The sequence below is a fragment of the Planomonospora algeriensis genome, from assembly GCF_977012225.1.
In genome coordinates this window covers 1-18746 of sequence record NZ_CDRNDK010000081.1, presented here as the reverse complement: position 1 = coordinate 18746, position 18746 = coordinate 1, and the positions used below count along the sequence as shown (strand labels likewise).

Genomic DNA, 18746 nt, shown 5'->3' with positions numbered 1-18746 from the left:
CGCGCGGGCGGAGGCCTCGGCGGGGGTGTGCGTGCCGGACACGCCGGGCTGGGCCGCGGCGACGCTGGTGCTCGCGCAGACGGAGGCGACCGGCCAGCCAGGGGACGCCGCTGCGCGGGCCCTAAGCGTGCTGGAGCGGGTTCCGGCGGATCGGCTGCGCTCGAGCCCGGCTGACGGCGCTTTCCGCCGCGCTGGAGGGGACGGACACCGGGAGCGTGCGAGACCTGCGCGAGCGGGTTCGGACGCTGCCGCCACCGATCGACGTCCACGGCCGCGGCGCCACCGCCTGATCTACCGGCGCTGCCCGTAGGGGGCGGCGCCCCGGCGCATGCGTATTGGCCGGTCGGTCAAATCCGCGAACCCCGAGGGCCGCTTCTTCGCGGGCGGCGGGGGGTGGGCCTCCCGTCGGCGGCGGATGGCCGGATGGATCAGCAGCTCCTCGATCGCAGCGACGTCCTCGGGAGAAAACCGCAGCTGTCCGAGAACGAGCCGGGATGGCCACTCGCCAGAGGCGGCCTTGCGATTGATGCCGGATACGGAGTCGCCGAGGCTGAGGTACTGGGCCAGCTCGTGCTTGTCGATCCAGCGGTTGGGGAGAGACGTCATCCTTCTGGGGGCAGAGACCGTTCTGGTAGGGAAGGTCTCCTGCCGAAGACCCGGCGGATCATCGCGAGCTCCTCGGAACTGAACGGCCCCCACGAGTTGACGATGGCCTGGATCTCCGGGGACTGAGCCATCTGGGCGAGGCGGGCGAGCCGCTCTTCGTCGTAGCCGGACGTCACGGGAGGCTCCTAGAGAGTTATCACGCAATCACGTTGCGCGATCTTACCGGTTGATCAATGATGCTGGTATGCGCGCACATGGGCTGGTATGGAGCGGGGCCGTGGTTGCGGTGATGGCCTTGGCCGGGCTGGGCGTCCACCTTGCGAGAGTGGGGCTGGACGAGGCGGACAAGCTGGCCAGCGTGCTGGCGTTGTTCGTGGGACTGGCCGGGCTGGGTGCGACGGCGTACGGACTGTTCGCCGACCAGCGAAGCGGTAGCGGCGGCATGCGGCAACGGGCCAGAACCGGCGGTGGCCGAGTGAACCAGGCCGGACGCGACATCAACCAGGGGCCGGTGCAGCGGCCCATGACGGGCAACGACGGAACCGACAGCAGCCCTGTCGCCGGCGGTGATGTGGCGCGCAGCATGCAGCAGTGGGCCGAGGCCAGCGGGAACGGCGAGATCAACCAGGCCGTCCGCGACATCAACAAGCAATGAACCCGGTACCCAGGCCACAGGATGTGAGCCAGCACGCGACGGCCACAGGGCTGGCTCGCATCATCCAAGCGGCCGGGGATGTGATCTTTTACGGGGGCTCGGAACCGTACCGGTGGGGGCCCGCTCCCGGGCAGGCACAGGAGCCTGCCCGGGTGGAATCCAAACCTAGCGAGTTACTGCTCGCGGCCAACGCCTCGATCGACTTCGTCGACCGGCCCCGTACGCAGGCCGAGCTGCGGGCATGGCGGGATCAGACCACGGAGGGCATGGCGGTCCGCCTGGTACACGGGCCAGGCGGCCAGGGCAAGACCAGGCTGGCCGGGCACCTGGCTGGCCAGTGGCAGCACGAGGGCTGGGCGGTGCTGGCCGCACACCACCGCGATGACCGATCGGCGCCCGACGCCTTCGAGGTGCCCGACTTCGAAGACGCCGCCGGGATCGCGGTGGTGGTGGACTATGCCGAACGCTGGGACACCACCGACCTGCTCACCCTGCTGGGCGACACCTGTCTTCCCGGGCGGCTGCCGGTGCGGGTGCTGCTGCTGGCCCGTCCGGTCGGCACCTGGTGGCAGGGTCTGGACTACCGCATCCAACACGATCTGCGCGTGACCCCTACCGCGTATGAGCTGCCGCCGCTGGAGCAGGAGGCGGCGTCGTCCCGGCGCGAGCTGTTCACCGCTGCCCGGGAGCGGTTCGCCGATCTGCTGGGATCATCCGAGGGCAGGGAAGCGCCCGTGCCGCCGGCGCTGGACCGCCATGAGGGTTATGAGCTGGTGCTGAGCGTGCACATGGCCGCGCTGGCCGCGGTGCTGGCCCGTCAGGAGGGCGTCACCGCGCCGGCCGATCCGGTGGAGGCCTCGATCTATCTGCTGAACCGCGAACGGAATCTGTGGACGGCGATGTCCAGAGCCGCGCACGAGGCCCCCGTGAACACCTCGCCGGACGTGATGGGACAGCTCGTCTACACCGCCACCGTCACCGGCCGGCTCGGCTACGACGACGCCCTGGCCGCGGTGGAAGCGGCCGGGGTCGAATCCCGGGAGCATCCCGGGAAACTGCTGAAAGACCACGCTCTGTGCTATCCGCCCTCCGGTCCGGCGCGGGGGCACGAGACCACATCGAGCGACCAGCGGACGGTCACGTGCTTGGAGCCGTTGTATCCCGACCTGCTGGGTGAGGACTTCATCGCCCTGCTCACTCCCGGCCATTCCTGCGGTTTCGCGGCCGATCCGTGGGCGGGGAAGGCGCCCGCACGCCTGCTGACCCCGCCCGGCGGCACGGGCGATCGGTCCGGGCAGGACAACGGCGCGGCGGTGTGGACCCGGCACGGGGTGAGCACCATGATCGAGGCCGCCCGCCGCTGGCCGCACCTGGCGGAGAAGCTGTCCTCGCTGCTGGCGGCCGCTCCCCACCTAGCCCTGCACGCCGGAGGCACCGCCCTGAGCCACCTCGTGGAGCTGCCCGGCATCGAAGTCGTGACTCTGGAAGGCGTCTACGCGATCCTGCCCGCCGGATCGCACCCGGACTTCGACGTCGCGGCCGCGATCCTGTGCATGGCGATCTCGGAGCACCGGCTGTCCCGGATCCATGACCCCGCGGAGCGGGCGCAGTGGTTCACCGTCCTGGCAGGGCGTCTGGGGTGCGCCGGTCGCTGGACCGAGGCCGTCGTCGCGGCCGAGCAGGCGCAGGCGATATACCGGCAACTCGCCGCTGCCGACCCGGTGGCGCATGGCGTCGCCCTCTCCGAGTCGTTGGGGCTGCTCGCGATCAGCCTGGTCGGCTCCGGGCGCGGAGACCATGCGCTCGCGCTGGCCGAGGAGTCCGTGGACCTCGTTCGCTCCCTGGTCGGCACCGGCGAGCGGCGGAGCGGCTCCGCGTTGGTGAAGGCGCTGTACGGCTTCGGGCAGGTGCTCGAGGTCCTGGACCGGCCGGAACAGGCATTGGCCGCGGTGGAGGAGGCGATGGCGTTACATGGCCGACTGGCGGCAGCCGGGAGCGGGGCGACGGAAGAGATCTTCTACAACCCCTGGGATCGCGAACACCTGATCAGCCGTGTTCTGGCTCGCGCCGGCCGTTCGAGTGACGCGTTGGTGCCCGCCCTCATGTCCCTGTTCACCCTCAAGGTCCGAGCACAGCGGGATCCCGCCGCTCACCGGCCGGATCTGGCCGACCAGCTCACCCACTGCGCGCGCCTGCTGGCAAACGCCGGCCGCCACGCCGACGCCGTGTCGTACGCGAACGAGGCGGTGGAGATACGACGCGAAATGGACAGCGACCACCCGACACACCTGGTACGGCTGACCGACTCGCTGCTGACCGTCGGAAAACTTCTGCTGGAAACGGCGCAGCGGGAGCCGGCACTCGCAAGCGCCGCCGAAGCCCTGTCGGTGACCCGCGGTCTCGACGCCGCCGCCGCCGACGACGACGACGTGCTACCGCAACTCGCCGGACTCTACGCGAATACGGCCGCCCTCATGGTCGGGCTCGGACGTCCCCGCGACGCCCTGGAGCCGGCCGAGCTCGCGGTGACTGCTTATCGACGGTTGGCCGCCACAAGCCCGGCCGCCTACCGGAACAACCTTGCGACGGCGCTGGAGAACCTGGGCAACGTTCGCGACGCGCTGGGGCTGGCCGACGGCGCGTCGTACTTGAGCGAAGCGCTGCGGTTGTGGCGCGAGCACACCGGCGCCACCGGCGAGGTCAGGGCGGCCGATACGGCCATGTCCCTGAATAACCAGGCCGCAGCTCTCCTGCAGAGCCACCGGTACGCCGAAGGACTGGCCGCGGCGGAGGAGGCGGTGGGACTCCTCCGCCCACTCGCCGAAGGCCGGTCCCGACCGGAACACCTGCCCCGGCTCGCCATGGCACTCAACAACAACGCCATGCTGCTGCGGGGCATGGGCCGGCTGGACGAGGCGCTGCGCCTGTCCGCGGAGGCCGTCGACTACGGGGGGGAACTGCTGAGGGCGGACCGGCATGACTGCGCCCATGAGGCCGGCGGAGCCGTAAGCAACTACGCGTTGCTGCTCGCCGAGACCGGTGACCACGCCCGCGCCGTCAAGGTGAGCGACCTCGCGGTACAGATCCACAGACAGCTCGTCGCGGTCGACGAGTCAGCACTGCCCGGTCTGGGTGACTCGCTGGCCAATCACGGCCGGTGGCTGGCCGGACTGGGCGAGCACGAACAGGCTGTCGCGGCCATCGAGGAGGCGGTGACCGTGTACCTCCGCGCCGAGACGGCGCAGCCCGGCGCCTGTGCCCTAGGGCTCGCCGAGGCGTTCGACAGCCTGCGCTCCCTGTCGTCCCGGGCCGGGCGGTACCGGGAGGCGCTCCACGCGGCCGCGGAGACGGACGATCGTTACGCCGCTCTCGCGGCGGCTCACGAGAGGCTGTTCGAACCGGAACTCGCCGCATCGCGCTACCACCTCGCCGAAACGCTCCTGACGCTGAACCGCCACGCCGAAGCACTGACACCGGCACGGGACGCCGCCCGGCGCTTCGCAGACCTCGCCAAGGCCGATCCGCGCCGGTACGCGCGCTCCGCGGCCGTCGCGCACCATCGGCTCAGCGCCGTCTTGAGCGCACTGGATCGTCCCGATGAGGCGCTGACCGCCGCCACGACGGCAGTGGAGAACATGCACTCTCACCTGCTGACTCACCGGGATGCCGACCAAGTAGAGATGGCGCCGCTACTCGAGAACGTGGTACAGCTCAGCGGAGAGCTCGAAAAGTACCGGATGGTCCTGCTGTACGCCGACCAGGCCATCGAACTACGCCGCCAGCGAGCCGCCACGGACCCGGATGAGCATCTGCTGCCGCTGGCGATGCTTCAGTGGTCCTACGCCACGGCGTGCCTGTATCTGGACGATCACTGCGATCGAGCCGTCTGCGAGCTCTCCGAGGCGGTCAAGGTCTTCGAGGAACTGGCTCGGCTGCGGCCGGACCCGTTCGCCGACATGGCTTCCTCGGCGTACGAGACCTTCGCCGATCTCATCGACCGGCTCGGCCATCCCGAGGAGGCGACAGTTCTGCGACGCCGTCTTCGGAAACGCTAGCGCGACTGACCGCCCGGTGCTGCGTTCCTCAAAGCATGTAGACGAACCGGCGGCTCAGACGTCGAGGAGCCGGTGGCGGCCAGCCCCAGACCCAGGATCTGGCCTGCTGGTCTCACTCGGCATGCCCGAGCGGAGCGGGGGGAACGTCATGATGCTCCGCCTTCCTTTCCGGTAGGGGGCAAGAAGCTAGAGCATCGGATTGTTAACGTCGTATCGGCAGGTCAGGCGCGTTAACCGAACTCTAGGAGCAGGGTCCGCAGATTTACCACGGCGCTGATGAGAGCGAGTTCGTCCTCGCTCCGCTCGTCGGCGGGCTCGGTGGAGGTGTCCACCGCTGCCTGGAACCGGGCCACGGCCTCCCGGATCTCGACCCACCCTCCCGCCTTCATCGCGGCGGCCAGTTCCTCCTGGGCGGCCTCGTAGTCGCTGGTCACGGAGAGCCGGGCCGGATCGACAACGGCAGCCCACCGGACACAGATCCCGGCCTGGTTGAGGAGCGCAGGCCACACCGCTGTGGTCTTGAGCGCAGGGTCAAGTGGTCTGGCCGGTCCAGAAGGTTGAGGCATGCGAGGTCTCCTCTCAGCCGTTCGGGCGGCCGCTCGAACCGTTTCCATCTTCCCGTCCTGAGGCCTTCCTGTCCCGCCTCCGGACGACGCCGGGAAGCGGCGCTGCGGGTGGTGTGCGCAGCTGGTCGACGGCCTCGCGGCGGCGCCGTTCCGGGCGCCGGTCGTAGCGGGCGGTCGTGACCGGCGAGGCGTGCCCCATGAGGGCCTGCGCAGTGGCCAGGTCCACACCAGCGTCGAGGAGTTCGCCGGCGTATGTGCGGCGGAAGTTGTGCGCGGCCTGTGGCCCGACCCCGGCTTGGTTGCCGCGCAGGGTGAGGATGTCGCCGACCGTCTGCCCGTCCATGTGCGCCAGGCGGTCGTCAGCATCCTTGCGGAGGTGGCCGCCGCGCGGGGTGAACGGGCAGAACAGGCCGCCAGGGGCGCGGCCGCGGACCGTCAGCCACGCCTCGATCCGGGCGACCGTACTCGTGGTGATGTAGACGAGCCGCTGCTTGTCGCGCTTGCCGCGCACCTTCAGCGAGCGGCCTGCCGGGTCGTAGTCGGCCAGGGCCAGCCCGGCGAGCTCCGCGCGCCGTACCCCGGACGAGTACAGGGTCTCGATGACCGCGGCGTCGCGCAGGCCCGCCCGGCGGAGGATCTCGTCGTCTCCGGCGGCGTCGGCGTCGCACTCGGCGAGCAGCGCGCCGACCCGTTCGATCGGCAGGTGCTCGCCGGCGGGCAGCCGGGTGCCGGTGAACGGGTCGAGCCGTACGGCGCGGTCGCGTTCCTCGGCCGACATAAGGCCGAGCTGCCAGGCCTGTCCGATGACTTTCCGCAGGGCGACCAGGTGCTTGTTGCGGTGCGCGGGCGACCAGGGCTGTCGGGCGATGAGGTCACGGATTTGGATGGTGTGCTCGTAGCGCAGCAGATCCCAGCGGAACGTCTGCCCGGTGATGGCGAGGGCGGCCGGGTCGGGCTTGCCGGTGGCCGGGTCGATCCCGGCGGGGTCGTGGCCGGCGGCCAGGCGGGCGATCCGGTCGAGGCAGCCGCGCATGGCGCGCTTGGATTCGGCGGAGTTCAGCGACGCGAGGTAGGCGTGATACGGGCTCTTGAGCGGGTCGGCGGGCGTCACCCGGGCGGGCAGCGGTGCGCTGTCCGCCCGGGTCGTCTCGGGCAGGTGGTCACTCACTGGGGGCCGCCTGCAGCTTTTCGGTGATCTCGTCGAGCGCCAGCAGCTCCCCCGTCGTCAGGTTCGCCTTCCCGACGAGCTGGTCCAGCTCGTAGGCGACGTCGGACGGCTCGTTCGGGTCGGCGCCGAGGGCCTGGGCGGTGCGCCGGGCCGCGTTCAGCATCCGCAGGTTCTTGTCGACGCGGGCGGTCTTCTCCTGCTTCTCCTGGCTCACTGCTGCTCCTGGGGCCGGTTGGTGAGGTGGATGAACACGCTACGCACTTCGGCCGGGCCGTGGGGTCCGGCGGGGCGGACATCGTGCTCGATCTCGAGCGTGACGGGGATGCTCACGGCCACGGGCGCGTAGTGCCGGCTGTTCTCGACCAGGACGGGCACGCCGTATGCGAGGAGGTCGCCGGTCAGCAGGTCGCCCCAGTCGGCGGGCAGGTCGTCCGTCGCGTCCGAGCACGCCGGGTCCGCGCAGCGCAGGGACGGCGCTTCGCCGGGCTCGCACTCCAGCACCCACCGGTGGCCGCCGTTGCGTTCCCGACAGGCGGCGCGGGCCGCCCGGTGGGCCTGTTCCTGTACGTCGCCCATGTGCCAGTCGAACGCCTCGAGCACGGCGTAGTCGTCCCACGGCAGGGTGGGGTGCATCTGCCCGCATGAGCAGGTGCCGATGTACTGGTCGCGGCCGGCGCGGGCGGACGCGACCGGCTCGAGCTCCATGCCGGGCCGGTGCGCGGCCCGGTCCACGAGCGGGTCGTCAATGTAGTACGGCCGGGTCACTGGCCCTCCTCCGCCGGGTCGAGGAGGGCGCGGCCGGCGTCGGTGAGGGCCAGGGGGCGGCCCTTCAGCGGCTGGTAGTCGCCGAGGACGACCCATCCAGCGGAGCTGACCGCGGTCAGGGTGGCCTGGGTGATGCCGGAGCCGGGCCGGGCGGGGTCACGGTAGACGTAGACGGTGTCGGCGGTGATGCGCTGCAGGAGGCGGCGCTGCCCGGGGGTCGGCTTTCGGGGGCTGGTCATGGGGGTTACCTTCCTTCGGTGCTGAGGGTCCACCCGGCGGGGACGATGGTGATGGCTTCGGCGGTGAACGCTACGGCGGCGGCGGCCGGGTCGGTGCCGCCGAACACGCAGACGATCCGGTCGTCAGCGGACGTGAAGCGGCGGAGCGCATTCGTGTGTTGGGCGGCGTGGTGGAGGGCGTGCCGTACGTCGAGGTCGGCCGTGTAGGCCGCGATGTCGGCGTAGGCGGGGCGGAGCGGCGGGGTGATGGACACATGCTCCTGGCCGTGCGCGGCCTCGGACGCTTCCCGCAGCAGGTGGGCCTCGCGGTGCTGGCGGGCGATCTCGCGGGCGCGGACGTGCTCGGGTTCGGCCTGCCACGTCGGGGTGACGCGCCAGTGCGGGAAGCCGCCGGCGGCGGCCGCCGCTGGTGGTCTCCTTCCTCAGCGGGATCGCCGACGAGCACGCCCGGATCCGGACCGGCGGCTACCCCGGGGCGCTGCGCGACCTGCTCGGCGTCCGGGTCGAGGAGTTCCTGCCGATCGCGGACCCGGTGACGCTCGACGACGGCGCCACCGCGACGCTGTGGACCGAGCACGTCCACCTGGCCGGGGCCGAGGCCCTGGCCCGCTACCCGGACGGCACTCCCGCGGTCACCCGCCGCGGCCAGGCCGTCTACGTCTCCACCCGGCTGGACGACGCCGCCTACGCCCGCCTGCTCGGCCTCGGCCCCGAAGCCCCCGTCGAGTCGGTACGGCGCGGCGACTGGGTTTTCTCCGTCAACCACGGCGACCGGGAGCAGGCGGTTCCCGGTAACCTGCTGCTGCCCCCGGGAGGGTACGCGGTGGTCCGGGTGCCTCGCTGAGGCGGGTATCCGGGTTGAGAGCCGTTCCTGATTTCATCCGCATCGATCAGTGTTCACCGGTTATGATAAGCCGTGCTTGATCGCACCGGTGAGAACCAAACCGGAGCAGAAGATCAAGTCAGTGTGACGTCGCCCGGAAGTTCCCCCCTGAGGAGACGTGAAACGCCTGTGGAGACAGGTAAGACCCTTGGGTGACCGGGGGCACGGGTCTGTGAAGCAGGAACAGGGAAAGAGAACCGCTGAGGTTCTCTGAACGGATCAAGCGGGTGTCCAGCGGTCTGCAACAGGCAGTAGGCACGCTCGGAGCTGTCGTCGAAGGAGGCTCCCATGCGTCGTTCTCTCTGCCTTGCCCTCACCGCCGCGGTCATCGCGGCGCCTGGGCTGGTGATTTCACCTGCCCAGGCCGTATCCGCCCAGGACCAAACACGCGTCTCAGCCGGGCCGTGCCGGCCCGGTCAGGGCCCGAACCTGCGCGGCCGGGACTTCACCCGGGGCGCCCAGCTCCCCGCCAGCCTGCGCTGCGCCGACCTGACCGGCGCCAAGCTGGACGGCCAGGAGCTGACGCAGAAGGACCTGACCGGGGCGATCCTGCGCGACGCCTCGCTCAAGGAGGCCGACCTCACCCAGGCGACGCTGAAGTACGCCGACCTGCGCGGCGCGGACCTGACCGAGGCCGACCTGGGCCAGGTCAAGGGCGACCGCGCCGACCTGCGCGACGCGATCCTCATCGACGCCGAGGCCGGACAGGCCGAGTTCCCCTACGCGGACCTGTCCGGGGCGAAGCTGACCCGGGCCGTGCTGACCCAGGTGGAGTTCACCAGCGCCAAGCTCGTCGGCGCCGACCTCAGCGAGAGCACCCCCGGCCAGCTCAAGGCCCGCAAGGCCGACTTCACCCGGGCCAAGCTCCGCGAGGCCCCGCTGACCCAGGCCAACCTGCGCAACGCCGTCTTCGTCGACGCCGACCTGACCGAGGCCGAGTTCACCATGGCCGAGCTCGCCGGAGCGGACTTCACCGGGGCGACGATCGAGCAGGCGTCCTTCACCATGGCCGACGACGCCGACCTCAAGGGCGCCAAGGGCACCCCCACCGGCCTCGCCGGCCTGCCGACCTCCTTCCCCACCTCGCTCCCCCTGGGCGGTCAGGAGTCGCCGGAGGACGAGCCGTCCACGGCCGCGGCGCCGGACGAGCGCGGCGGGGTCTCCGTGGGGCTCGTCATGGTGGTGCTCAGCGCGGTGGGCCTGGCGGTCACCGTGGTGGCCTGGGGCGTCAGCGCGCAGCGGCGGACCCGGCGCAACGCCCGGTTCGCCCTCATGCGCCGCGGCGCGGAGGAGGACATCACCCGGCTCGGTGAGGAGATCGACCGGCTCGACTACGAGTTCCAGATCAGCGGGCGCGGCGGGATGACCGCCGACCAGGACTGGCGGCACGCCCTGGACGCCTACGAGGCCGCCAAGAACGCCCTGGTCATGGCCAGGCGCGAGCAGGACCTGCACGTCGTGGCACGGGCCGTGCAGGACGGCCGCAACGCCCTGGGACGGCTCCGCGGCCGCGTCCGCTGAGGCGGGCCGGAGAAGGGCCCGAGGTCAGATGCCGCTGGGGGTCATCGGCTGCATCAGGCGGCGGGCCGCCTCGGTGACGGACCCGGACAGCGAGGGGTAGACCGCGAAGGTGTGCGCGAGCTGGTCCACGGTGAGCCGCTGCTGCACCGCGACCGAGACCGCCAGGATCAGCTCGGAGGCACGCGGGGCGACCACGACGCCGCCGAGGATGATGCCGGTGTTGGGGCGGCAGAACAGCTTCACGAAGCCGTCGTGGAAGCCCTGCATCTTCGCGCGGGCGTTGGTGGCCAGCGGGAGCTTGACCACGTTGGCCTGGATCTCGCCGGACTCGATCGCCTTCTGCGCGATGCCGACCGCGGCGATCTCGGGGTCGGTGAAGATGTTGGAGGCCACGGTGGCCAGGCGGAGCGGCTGCACGGCCTCGCCGAGGGCGTGCCAGACGGCGATCCGGCCCTGCATCGCGGCGACGGAGGCGAGCATCAGCACCCCGGTGCAGTCGCCGGCCGCGTAGACGCCCGGCGCCGAGGTGCGGGAGACCTTGTCCACCTGGATGAACCCGCCCCGGTCGAGGGTGACCCCGGCCTCCTCCAGGCCGATCCCGGCGGTGTTGGGGATCATGCCGACCGTCATCAGGCAGTGGCTGCCCTCGGCGGTCCGGCCGTCCTCCAGGGTGACGACCACGCCGTCGGGGGTGCGCTTGACCGACTCGGCGCGGGACCGTCCCATGACGTTCATCCCGCGGCGCCGGTAGACCTCCTCCAGGACCTCGGCGGCGTCGGCGTCCTCGTTCGGCATCATCCGGTCGCGCGACGAGACGAGGGTGACCTCGGAGCCGAGCGAGCGGTAGGCGCCGGCGAACTCCGCGCCGGTGACGCCGGAGCCGACCACGATGAGGTGCTCGGGCAGCTCCTCCAGGTCGTACATCTGCCGCCAGGTGAGGATGCGCTCCCCGTCGGGCTCGGCGGTCGGCAGGATGCGCGGGGTCGCGCCGGTCGCCACGATGACCACGTCGGCCCGGATCGTCCGGTCGCCGGCCCTGACCACCTGCGGGTCCACCAGCCGCCCGGGGGCCCGGACCACCTCGACGCCCTCGGCGGCGAGCCGCGCCGCGATGTCGGCGGACTGCGCCCGGGCCAGCTCCTTCACCCGCCGGTTGACCAGCGGCATGTCGGCGACGGGGCTCCCCACGTCGCCGTCGGGGCCCCCGGTGTAGTGCACGCCCAGCGCGGCGGCGTCGAGCAGCGCCTGCTTGCGCGCGGAGGTCGCGATCAGGGTCTTGGAGGGCACGCAGTCGGTGAGCACGCAGGCGCCCCCCGGCCCGTCCTGCTCGACCACGGTGACCTGCGCACCCAGCTGCGCCGCCACCAGTGCCGCCTCGTATCCGCCGGGTCCGCCACCGATGATCACGATCCTTGTCACTACCCCATTCTCCCGCATCCCCGGACCAACAACCGCTCGGGTCCCCCTCGGAAACCGCGGAAAGCCCTTGCCCTCCGGGGAAATCGACGACATGACGCGGCGGGAGGGGCAGGCGGGCGATCTTGGATTAGTCTTGGGCACCGTGCCTGTCTACGCCGCCTACGGCAGCAACATGGACCCCGAGCAGATGGCCCAGCGGGCCCCGCACTCCCCCGTCCGGGGGTCGGGCTGGCTGCAGGGCTGGCGCCTGACGTTCGGCGGGGACGACCTCAGCCGCGAGGGCGCGCTCGACGGCGCGCTCGCCACCATCGTCGAGGATCCCGACGAGCACGTCTTCGTCGTCCTCTACGACGTCCCGGAGTGGGACGAGACCTCCCTCGACCAGTGGGAGGGCGCCACCCGCGGCCTCTACCACAAGGTACGGCTGCGCGTGCAGACCCTGGACGGCGAGGTCGTGGCCTGGTTCTACGTGCTCGACGGCTACGAGGGCGGCCTGCCCTCGGCGCGCTATCTCGGCATCCTGTCCGACGCCGCCGAGAAGGCCGGCGCCCCCGACGACTACGTCAAGGCGCTGCGCAACCGCCCCTGCACCTCCTTCGGCGGCTGACCCCTGCGGCCGGTGGCCGCTCCCGCGACGGGCCGCCGGAGCCCGCCGACGGGATCGGCTGCGGATCCGCCGGAGGCCCGCAGGTCCACAGGTCCGGCGGCGGCGGCGGCGGCGGGTCGCGACCGCCGGAGTCATGGCCCGGACGGCCCGGCGAGTACGCTCGGTGAGGTGACCAATGACCCTTACGCACTCGCCACGGACGCCGCGACCGCACTGCGGAGCGCCACCGGAGTCGAGTCCTTCGACGTCGCGCTGGTGATGGGGTCGGGCTGGGTCCCGGCCGCCGACGCGATCGGTGAGACCGTCGCCGAGATCCCGGTGACCGACCTGCCCGGTTTCGCACCGCCCGCCGTGGCCGGCCACGCGGGCAAGGTCCGCGCCGTGCGGACCGAGTCGGGCAAGAACGCGCTGATCTTCCTGGGCCGCACCCACCTCTACGAGGGCCGGGGCGTCGACCCCGTCGTGCACGGCGTGCGCACCGCCGTACGGGCCGGGGCCCGCACGGTCGTGCTGACCAACGCCGCCGGCGGCCTGCGCCCGGAGACCCAGGAGGTCGGCGAGGCGGTGCTGATCAGCGACCACATCAACCTGACCGGCGCCAGCCCGATCACCGGCGCGAAATTCGTCGACCTCACCGAGGTCTACTCCCGGCGCCTGCGCGACCTGGTCCGCGGGGTCGAGCCCACCATGACCGAGGGCGTCTACGTCGCCTTCCGCGGCCCGACCTACGAGACCCCCGCCGAGATCCAGATGTGCCGGATCCTCGGCGGCGACATGGTCGGCATGTCCACCGTGCTGGAGGCCGTCGCGGCCCGCGAGGCCGGCGCCGAGGTGCTCGGCATCTCCCTGGTCACCAACCCGGGGGCGGGCCTGGTCGGCAAGCCGCTGAACCACGAGGAGGTGCTCCAGGTCGGCCGCACCACCGCGGCCCGCATGGGGGTCCTGCTCGCCGGGATCGTCAACAAGTTGTAGCGCCCGGCCCCGCGGGTCCCCGGAGCGGGACCGCGGGGCCGGCAGGGGAAACCGGCGGGGACACGCCCTCCCCGCCCGGAGCGTGAGGTGATCATGAGCAGCGATCTGGTACGGCTCGCCCAGGACTGGCTGGCCCAGGACCCGGACCCGCGGACCCGGGAGGAGCTCCGGGAGCTCCTCGACGAGGGGGACGAGGCGGCGCTGCGCGAGCGCTTCGGCGCCAAGCTGGAGTTCGGCACCGCCGGTCTCCGCGGCGAGCTGGGCGCCGGCCCCAACCGGATGAACCGGGTCACCGTCATGCGCGCCGCCGCCGGGCTGGCCGCGGTCCTCGGCCCGGACCGGCACGTGGTGATCGGCTACGACGCCCGGCACAACTCCGACGTCTTCGCCCGCGACACCGCCGCCGTGCTGACCGGCGCCGGGCTGCGGGCCTCGCTGCTCCCGGCCCCCCTGCCCACCCCGGTGCTGGCCTTCGCCGTCCGCCACCTCGGCGCCGACGCGGGCGTGACCGTCACCGCCAGCCACAACCCGCCCCGGGACAACGGCTACAAGGTCTACTGGGGCGACGGCTCCCAGATCGTGCCGCCGATCGACGCGGGCATCTCCGCCGCCATCGACGCCGTCGGCCCCGTCTCCTCACTGCCCCTGGGCTCCCCCGGCGACCCGGGGTGGACCGACCTCGGCGAGGAGATCGTGGCCGCCTACCTGGACGCGGTGACCCTGCTCCCGCTCGGCGACGCCCGCGAGCTGAAGGTCGCCTACACGCCCCTGCACGGCGTCGGCGGCGTCACGCTCACCTCCGCCTTCCTGGCCGCCGGGTTCCCGAGCCCGGTGACCGTCGAGGCCCAGGCCGACCCGGACCCCGACTTCCCGACCGTCGCGTTCCCCAACCCGGAGGAGCCCGGCGCGATGGACCTCGCCCTGGAGCTCGCCGAGCGGATCGGCGCGGACCTCGTGCTGGCCAACGACCCCGACGCGGACCGCTGCGCCGTGGGCGTGCCCCTGCCGCAGGGCGGCTACCGGATGCTCACCGGCGACGAGGTCGGCGCCCTCCTCGGCGAGCACGTCATCCGGCACACCTCCGGCGCCGGCCGCCTGGTCGCCACCACCATCGTCTCCTCCTCCATGCTCGGGAAGATCGCCGCCGAGCACGGCGTGGACTACGCCGAGACCCTCACCGGCTTCAAATGGATCATGAAGGCCGGGGGCGGGCGCGGGAACCTGGTCTACGGCTACGAGGAGGCGCTGGGCTACAGCGTCGGCTCCGACGGCGGCCTGCCCGTCCGCGACAAGGACGGCATCGGCGCGGCCCTGACCGTCGCCGGCCTCGCCGCCCGGGCCAAGCGCGACGGCCGCACCCTGCTCGACCTCCTCGACGACCAGGCCCGCCGGTACGGCCTGCACGCCACCTCCCAGCTCTCGGTCCGGGTGAACGACCTGTCGCTGATCGCGGGGGCCATGTCCCGCCTGCGCGCCGCCCCGCCGGTGGAGCTCGGCGGCCGCAAGGTCGAGTCGGCCGAGGACCTGAGCCTGGGCTCGGCGGACCTGCCGCCCACCGACGGCATCCGCTACCGCCTGGCGGGCGGCGCCCGTGTCGTGGTCCGGCCCTCGGGGACGGAGCCCAAGCTCAAGTGCTACCTGGAGACCGTCGTACCGGTGACCGGCGAGGTCGCCGACGCCCGGGCGCAGGCCGTACGGGAGCTGGGCGCGTTGACCGCCGACCTGTCCGCGGCGCTGGGTCTTTGACGGGCTCCCGGGCTGCCGGTCGCGCCCGCTCGCGGTCCGCCTCCGATCAGACGCGGAACCGGTCGACCAGCGTCCGCAGGTCGGCCGACATGCGGGCGAGGTCCTCGGCGGCGCGCCGGGCCTCGGTCACGCCGCTGCTGGTGAGCCGGACCGCGCCGACCACCTCCGAGACGGTCTCGGCGATCCGCTCGGTGCCGGAGGCCGCCTGGACCACGCCCCGGTTCATCTCCCCGGAGGCGGCGGTCTGCTCCTCCACCGCGCCGGCGATGGCCAGCTGGTAGCCGTTGATGCGGGCGATGATCCCGCTGATCTCGCTGATCGCCGCCACCGCGTCGCCGGTGTCGGCCTGGATGGCCTCGACGCGGCGGGCGATGTCCTCGGTGGCCTTGGCGGTCTCCTGCGCCAGGTCCTTGACCTCGCCGGCGACCACGGCGAAGCCCTTGCCGGCGTCCCCGGCGCGGGCCGCCTCGATGGTGGCATTGAGGGCCAGCAGCTTGGTCTGCTCGGCGATGGACGTGATCGTCTTGATGACCGAGCCGATCTCCGCCGACGAGGCGCCGAGCCTGGCGACGGTCTCGTTGGTGGAGGTGGCCACGGTGACGGCCTGTGAGGCCACCCCGACCGCCTGGCCGGCGCTCTGCGCGATCTCCCCGATCGCCGCGCTCATCTGCTCCGATCCGGCCGCGACGGAGTGCACGTCGCCGGAGACCTGCCGGGCGACGGCGGCGACCGCGCCGATCTGGGCGCTGGCCTCCTCGGCTCCGGCGGCGATCCGGCGGCTGGTGACGGTCAGTTCCCCGGAGGCGGAGGCCAGACCGTCCACGGAGGCGTCGATGGTGCGTACGGCGACGCGCATGTGCTCGATCGCCCGGTTCAGCGCCTGGGCCATCCGGCCGAGCTCGTCACGGGAGGCCACGTCGGCGCGCGGGGTGAGGTCGCCCTCGGCCACCGCGGCCAGGACCTGGCCGATGCGGCGCACCGGCCGGGAGATGGAGCGCCCCAGCGGGACGCAGAGCGCCACCAGCAGCAGCACGCCGCCGATCCCCACCAGCAGGGAGATCAGGCGGGTCTGCGCGACGGAGGCGTCCATCTCGGCGCGGGCGGCCTCGATCGCGGCGTCCACCCCGGCGTGCACCGCCTCCAGCTTGTCGTCCACCACGCTGTTGCGCTCGGCGATCTGCTGCTCGCGCCCGCGCACGGCGGCCCGGTCGCGTCCGGCGTCGGCCACGAACGACGACACGAAGGCGTTGAACTCCTCGATGTCGGGGCGCACCTCCTCCAGCCGCTCCCGCACCCGCTCCGGCAGGGCCAGGGCGTCCAGGTCCGCCACGGCCCGGTTCACCGACGCCACGTCTTCGGGCAGGTCGGCGCGCACATCGCTCAGGTCCTGCTCGCTGATCGCCCGGTAGGCGTCGACCTTGAGCTCGGCCTCGCGGGTGTCGAGGTGGTTGAGGATCGCCTTGGCGTGCTCCATGCCCCGCAGCCGGTCGGCGTCGTCGGTCAGCCGGCTCTGGGAGTGCATGCCGATGCCGACGACGCCGCCGACCGTGACCGCCCCCGCGGTGAAGATCAGCGCCAGCCGCTGTGTGACGCTGAGATTCGCCACTCGTGCCGCCATGGCTTCCTCCAAGGGGTCGGCGGGATATCCGCCCCATCGGCTCCGCACCGGCCGGGCTGAGCATTCCGCTCCGGGACGGGACCCGCCCGGCCCGCGCTCCCGGCAGGCGACGCCGGACGGGCACGGCGGTGCGCGGTCTTCTCGGTCCGGAAAGAGTCGGCCTGCAGACCTCCATCTCCGGTTCTCCCACCGCTGAGGACATCAAGCAGGGGAATACCGGAGGGAAGAGTCTCAAAGCTGAGACTCTCATCGATGAGACTCTCGGAGAGCGATGGCCCGGTTCATCGGCAGAGAGCATGAATTGTCCAAGCTGGAGCGCCTGCTGGGCAAGGTCGCGACAGGCGGCCGGGCCGGCCGTCCGGGCCGGGCGGTCCTGATGCGCGGCCGCCGCGGCGTCGGCAAGTCCCGGTTGGTGGAGGAGTTCGTCCGGCGCGCGGGCGTGCCCTGCGTCTTCTACACCGCCGTCCCGGGCACGGAGGCCGAACAGGTGGCGGGGCTGCTCGCCGAGGGAGCCGCGTCCGGCCTCCCCGGCGCCCGGATCCTGGCGGAGCGGCCCGCCGGATCGTGGGAGGACGCACTCCGGCTCCTGGCGGTGGCCGTCCCCCAGGAGTCGCCCAGCGTCATCGTGCTCGACGGGCTCCCCGTACTGCTGGCTGCCTCCCCCGAACTGGAGGGCGTGCTGCAGGCGCTGTTCGCCCGGGAGCTGTCCCGCCGCCCCGCGCTGCTCGTCCTCGTCGGTTCGGACCTGGAGGTCATGGAGGCGGTGAACCGGCCGGGCCGGCCCTTCGCCATGCGCGCCACCGAGCTGGTCGTCCACCCCCTCACCCCGGCGGACGTGGCGGACGCGACGGGACTGCCCGCCGCCGAGGCGGTCGACGCCCGGCTGGTCTCCGGCGGCCTGCCGCTGATCTGCCGGGAGTGGCCGCCGGGGCTGCCCGTGCGCGAGCACCTCCGGCAGGCCCTGGCCGACCCCGCCTCGCCCCTGGTGGTCACCGGGGAGCGCGTCCTGGCCGCCGAGGCGCCGCCGGGCACGCAGGCCCGGAGCGTCCTGAACGCCGTCGGCGCCGGGCACCGCACCCACTCCGCGATCGGCCGCGCCGTGCCGGGGGTGCCCAGGGCCTCGCTCAACCGGGCGTTGCAGTCCCTCGTGGAGCGGCGGCTGGTCACCGCCGCGACCCCGCTCTCCACCCGTCCGTCGCGTGAGACCCGGTACCACGTCACCGACGCGCACCTGCGCTTCTGGCTGGCCTTCGTCGGCCCAGGACTGGCGGAGATCGAACGGGACCGGGGCGACCTCGCCCTCGCCCGCCTCCTGCGCTCATGGGACGCCTGGCGCGAGGCGGCCGTCAAGCCCCTGGTCCGGCAGTCGTTGCGGCGGATGGGCGGGCTTCCCGGGGGGACCGGCGCGATCGGCGGTTACTGGACCCGCACCGACGACCCGGAGATCGACATCGTGGGGACGGACCGCGAACCTGTCGGACGTACGGTGACCCTGCTCGGCTCGGTCACGTGGCGGGAGGACCGGCCCTTCGAGCGGGGCGACCTGGACACGCTCATCGTCCGCCGCTCCCGGATGCCCGGCGCGGCCCCCGGCACACCGCTGCTCGCCGTCTCCCGGAGCGGCTCGGCGACGGCGGAGGTCACCCTGGTCACCCCGGAGGACCTCGTCGCCGCCTGGCGTCCCGGACCGCCCTGACCCCGCCCGCCCCGGCCGTGCCGTACGGGCTCAGGTCCTACCGGCGCGTGGGCTCAAGGTGTGCCGGGACGCGAAGGCTCAGGTCAGGAAGGCTGCCACCAGCAGGGCCAGGGCGACGCCCAGTGCGATCAGCGCGCTCGGCGCCCAGGTGACCCGCGCCGCCGCGGACCCCGCACCGGTCCCACCGGCGGCTCCCGCTCCGGGCCCGGAGTCACCGGGCTCCCAGCCCG

At 72.6% G+C, this 18746-nt stretch carries 18 protein-coding genes; 8 read left to right on the top strand and 10 right to left on the bottom strand.

What is annotated here, in order from left to right; translation table 11 throughout:
- Positions 1-291: 291 nt before the first annotated feature.
- Together ACWJ6R_RS11740 and ACWJ6R_RS11735 are read right to left on the bottom strand one after the other, a co-directional pair.
- Entirely contained in the window at positions 292-606 is a 315-nt protein-coding gene (locus ACWJ6R_RS11740) for a hypothetical protein (protein WP_449062247.1), read from the bottom strand.
- On the bottom strand, positions 603-782 hold the full coding sequence (locus ACWJ6R_RS11735; protein WP_449062246.1) for a hypothetical protein: 180 nt from the start codon (positions 780-782) through the stop codon (positions 603-605). Before ACWJ6R_RS11735 ends, ACWJ6R_RS11740 begins: the two co-directional genes overlap by 4 nt.
- A gap of 101 nt (positions 783-883) precedes the next feature.
- Here ACWJ6R_RS11735 and ACWJ6R_RS11730 point away from each other — a divergent pair, with 101 nt between their 5' ends.
- Both ACWJ6R_RS11730 and ACWJ6R_RS11725 read left to right on the top strand, forming a co-directional pair.
- Positions 884-1261: a hypothetical protein gene (locus tag ACWJ6R_RS11730; RefSeq protein ID WP_449062245.1), complete on the top strand. Its 378-nt coding sequence runs from the start codon at positions 884-886 to the stop codon at positions 1259-1261.
- Between the two features lie 152 nt (positions 1262-1413).
- Positions 1414-5316 (top strand): tetratricopeptide repeat protein, encoded by a 3903-nt coding sequence (locus ACWJ6R_RS11725; protein ID WP_449062244.1) that lies wholly within the window; start codon positions 1414-1416, stop codon positions 5314-5316.
- A 230-nt stretch (positions 5317-5546) separates the two neighbouring features.
- Here ACWJ6R_RS11725 and ACWJ6R_RS11720 read toward each other — a convergent pair whose 3' ends face one another.
- The 6 genes from ACWJ6R_RS11720 to ACWJ6R_RS11695 all read right to left on the bottom strand — a co-directional run bounded on the left by ACWJ6R_RS11720 (position 5547) and on the right by ACWJ6R_RS11695 (position 8308).
- Positions 5547-5825 (bottom strand): hypothetical protein, encoded by a 279-nt coding sequence (locus ACWJ6R_RS11720; protein WP_449062243.1) that lies wholly within the window; start codon positions 5823-5825, stop codon positions 5547-5549.
- Between the two features lie 70 nt (positions 5826-5895).
- Positions 5896-7050, bottom strand: a complete 1155-nt coding sequence (locus ACWJ6R_RS11715) for a tyrosine-type recombinase/integrase (protein ID WP_449062242.1) — start codon at positions 7048-7050, stop codon at positions 5896-5898.
- Positions 7043-7264: a hypothetical protein gene (locus tag ACWJ6R_RS11710; protein ID WP_449062241.1), complete on the bottom strand. Its 222-nt coding sequence runs from the start codon at positions 7262-7264 to the stop codon at positions 7043-7045. Before ACWJ6R_RS11710 ends, ACWJ6R_RS11715 begins: the two co-directional genes overlap by 8 nt.
- Complete coding sequence (locus ACWJ6R_RS11705; protein ID WP_449062240.1) at positions 7261-7815, bottom strand: hypothetical protein; 555 nt, start codon at positions 7813-7815, stop codon at positions 7261-7263. The genes ACWJ6R_RS11710 and ACWJ6R_RS11705 overlap by 4 nt, the downstream gene beginning before the upstream one ends.
- Positions 7812-8054 (bottom strand): hypothetical protein, encoded by a 243-nt coding sequence (locus tag ACWJ6R_RS11700; RefSeq protein ID WP_449062239.1) that lies wholly within the window; start codon positions 8052-8054, stop codon positions 7812-7814. Before ACWJ6R_RS11700 ends, ACWJ6R_RS11705 begins: the two co-directional genes overlap by 4 nt.
- A 5-nt stretch (positions 8055-8059) precedes the next feature.
- Positions 8060-8308, bottom strand: a complete 249-nt coding sequence (locus ACWJ6R_RS11695; protein WP_449062238.1) for a hypothetical protein — start codon at positions 8306-8308, stop codon at positions 8060-8062.
- 155 nt (positions 8309-8463) lie between these two features.
- Here ACWJ6R_RS11695 and ACWJ6R_RS11690 point away from each other — a divergent pair, with 155 nt between their 5' ends.
- A complete protein-coding gene (locus ACWJ6R_RS11690) occupies positions 8464-8898 on the top strand; it encodes a beta-galactosidase trimerization domain-containing protein (protein WP_449062237.1) in 435 nt (144 codons plus the stop codon).
- A gap of 327 nt (positions 8899-9225) precedes the next feature.
- Positions 9226-10458, top strand: coding sequence for a pentapeptide repeat-containing protein (locus ACWJ6R_RS11685; protein ID WP_449062236.1), 1233 nt, complete (start codon positions 9226-9228; stop codon positions 10456-10458).
- A 24-nt stretch (positions 10459-10482) separates the two neighbouring features.
- Here the strand turns inward: ACWJ6R_RS11685 and ACWJ6R_RS11680 are convergent, their stop codons facing one another.
- Entirely contained in the window at positions 10483-11877 is a 1395-nt protein-coding gene (locus tag ACWJ6R_RS11680; protein ID WP_449062235.1) for an NAD(P)H-quinone dehydrogenase, read from the bottom strand.
- 142 nt (positions 11878-12019) lie between these two features.
- Here ACWJ6R_RS11680 and ACWJ6R_RS11675 point away from each other — a divergent pair, with 142 nt between their 5' ends.
- The 3 genes from ACWJ6R_RS11675 (at position 12020) to ACWJ6R_RS11665 (ending at position 15202) form a co-directional block, all read left to right on the top strand.
- Complete coding sequence (locus ACWJ6R_RS11675; RefSeq protein WP_068896744.1) at positions 12020-12484, top strand: gamma-glutamylcyclotransferase; 465 nt, start codon at positions 12020-12022, stop codon at positions 12482-12484.
- 168 nt (positions 12485-12652) lie between these two features.
- On the top strand, positions 12653-13456 hold the full coding sequence (locus ACWJ6R_RS11670) for a purine-nucleoside phosphorylase (protein WP_449062234.1): 804 nt from the start codon (positions 12653-12655) through the stop codon (positions 13454-13456).
- A gap of 93 nt (positions 13457-13549) precedes the next feature.
- Positions 13550-15202 carry a phospho-sugar mutase gene (locus ACWJ6R_RS11665; protein WP_449062233.1) on the top strand — a complete coding sequence of 551 codons (1653 nt, stop codon included), beginning with the start codon at positions 13550-13552 and terminating at the stop codon, positions 15200-15202.
- Positions 15203-15248: 46 nt separating this feature from the next.
- On the opposite strand, the gene ACWJ6R_RS11660 is transcribed toward ACWJ6R_RS11665, so the two are convergent.
- A complete protein-coding gene (locus ACWJ6R_RS11660) occupies positions 15249-16820 on the bottom strand; it encodes a methyl-accepting chemotaxis protein (RefSeq protein WP_449062232.1) in 1572 nt (523 codons plus the stop codon).
- A gap of 271 nt (positions 16821-17091) precedes the next feature.
- On the opposite strand from ACWJ6R_RS11660, the gene ACWJ6R_RS11655 reads away from it, so the two are divergent.
- Complete coding sequence (locus tag ACWJ6R_RS11655) at positions 17092-18516, top strand: ATP-binding protein (protein WP_449062231.1); 1425 nt, start codon at positions 17092-17094, stop codon at positions 18514-18516.
- Positions 18517-18746 lie beyond the last annotated feature (230 nt).

Bases quoted from the DNA above. Each gene is read 5' to 3' on its own strand.
- ACWJ6R_RS11740 (WP_449062247.1), bottom strand. From the start codon at position 606: ATGACGTCTCTCCCCAACCGCTGGATCGACAAGCACGAGCTGGCCCAG.
- ACWJ6R_RS11700 (WP_449062239.1), bottom strand. From the start codon at position 8,054: ATGACCAGCCCCCGAAAGCCGACCCCCGGGCAGCGCCGCCTCCTGCAG.
- ACWJ6R_RS11685 (WP_449062236.1), top strand. From the start codon at position 9,226: ATGCGTCGTTCTCTCTGCCTTGCCCTCACCGCCGCGGTCATCGCGGCG.
- ACWJ6R_RS11665 (WP_449062233.1), top strand. From the start codon at position 13,550: ATGAGCAGCGATCTGGTACGGCTCGCCCAGGACTGGCTGGCCCAGGAC.
- ACWJ6R_RS11660 (WP_449062232.1), bottom strand. From the start codon at position 16,820: ATGGCGGCACGAGTGGCGAATCTCAGCGTCACACAGCGGCTGGCGCTG.
- ACWJ6R_RS11655 (WP_449062231.1), top strand. From the start codon at position 17,092: ATGGCCCGGTTCATCGGCAGAGAGCATGAATTGTCCAAGCTGGAGCGC.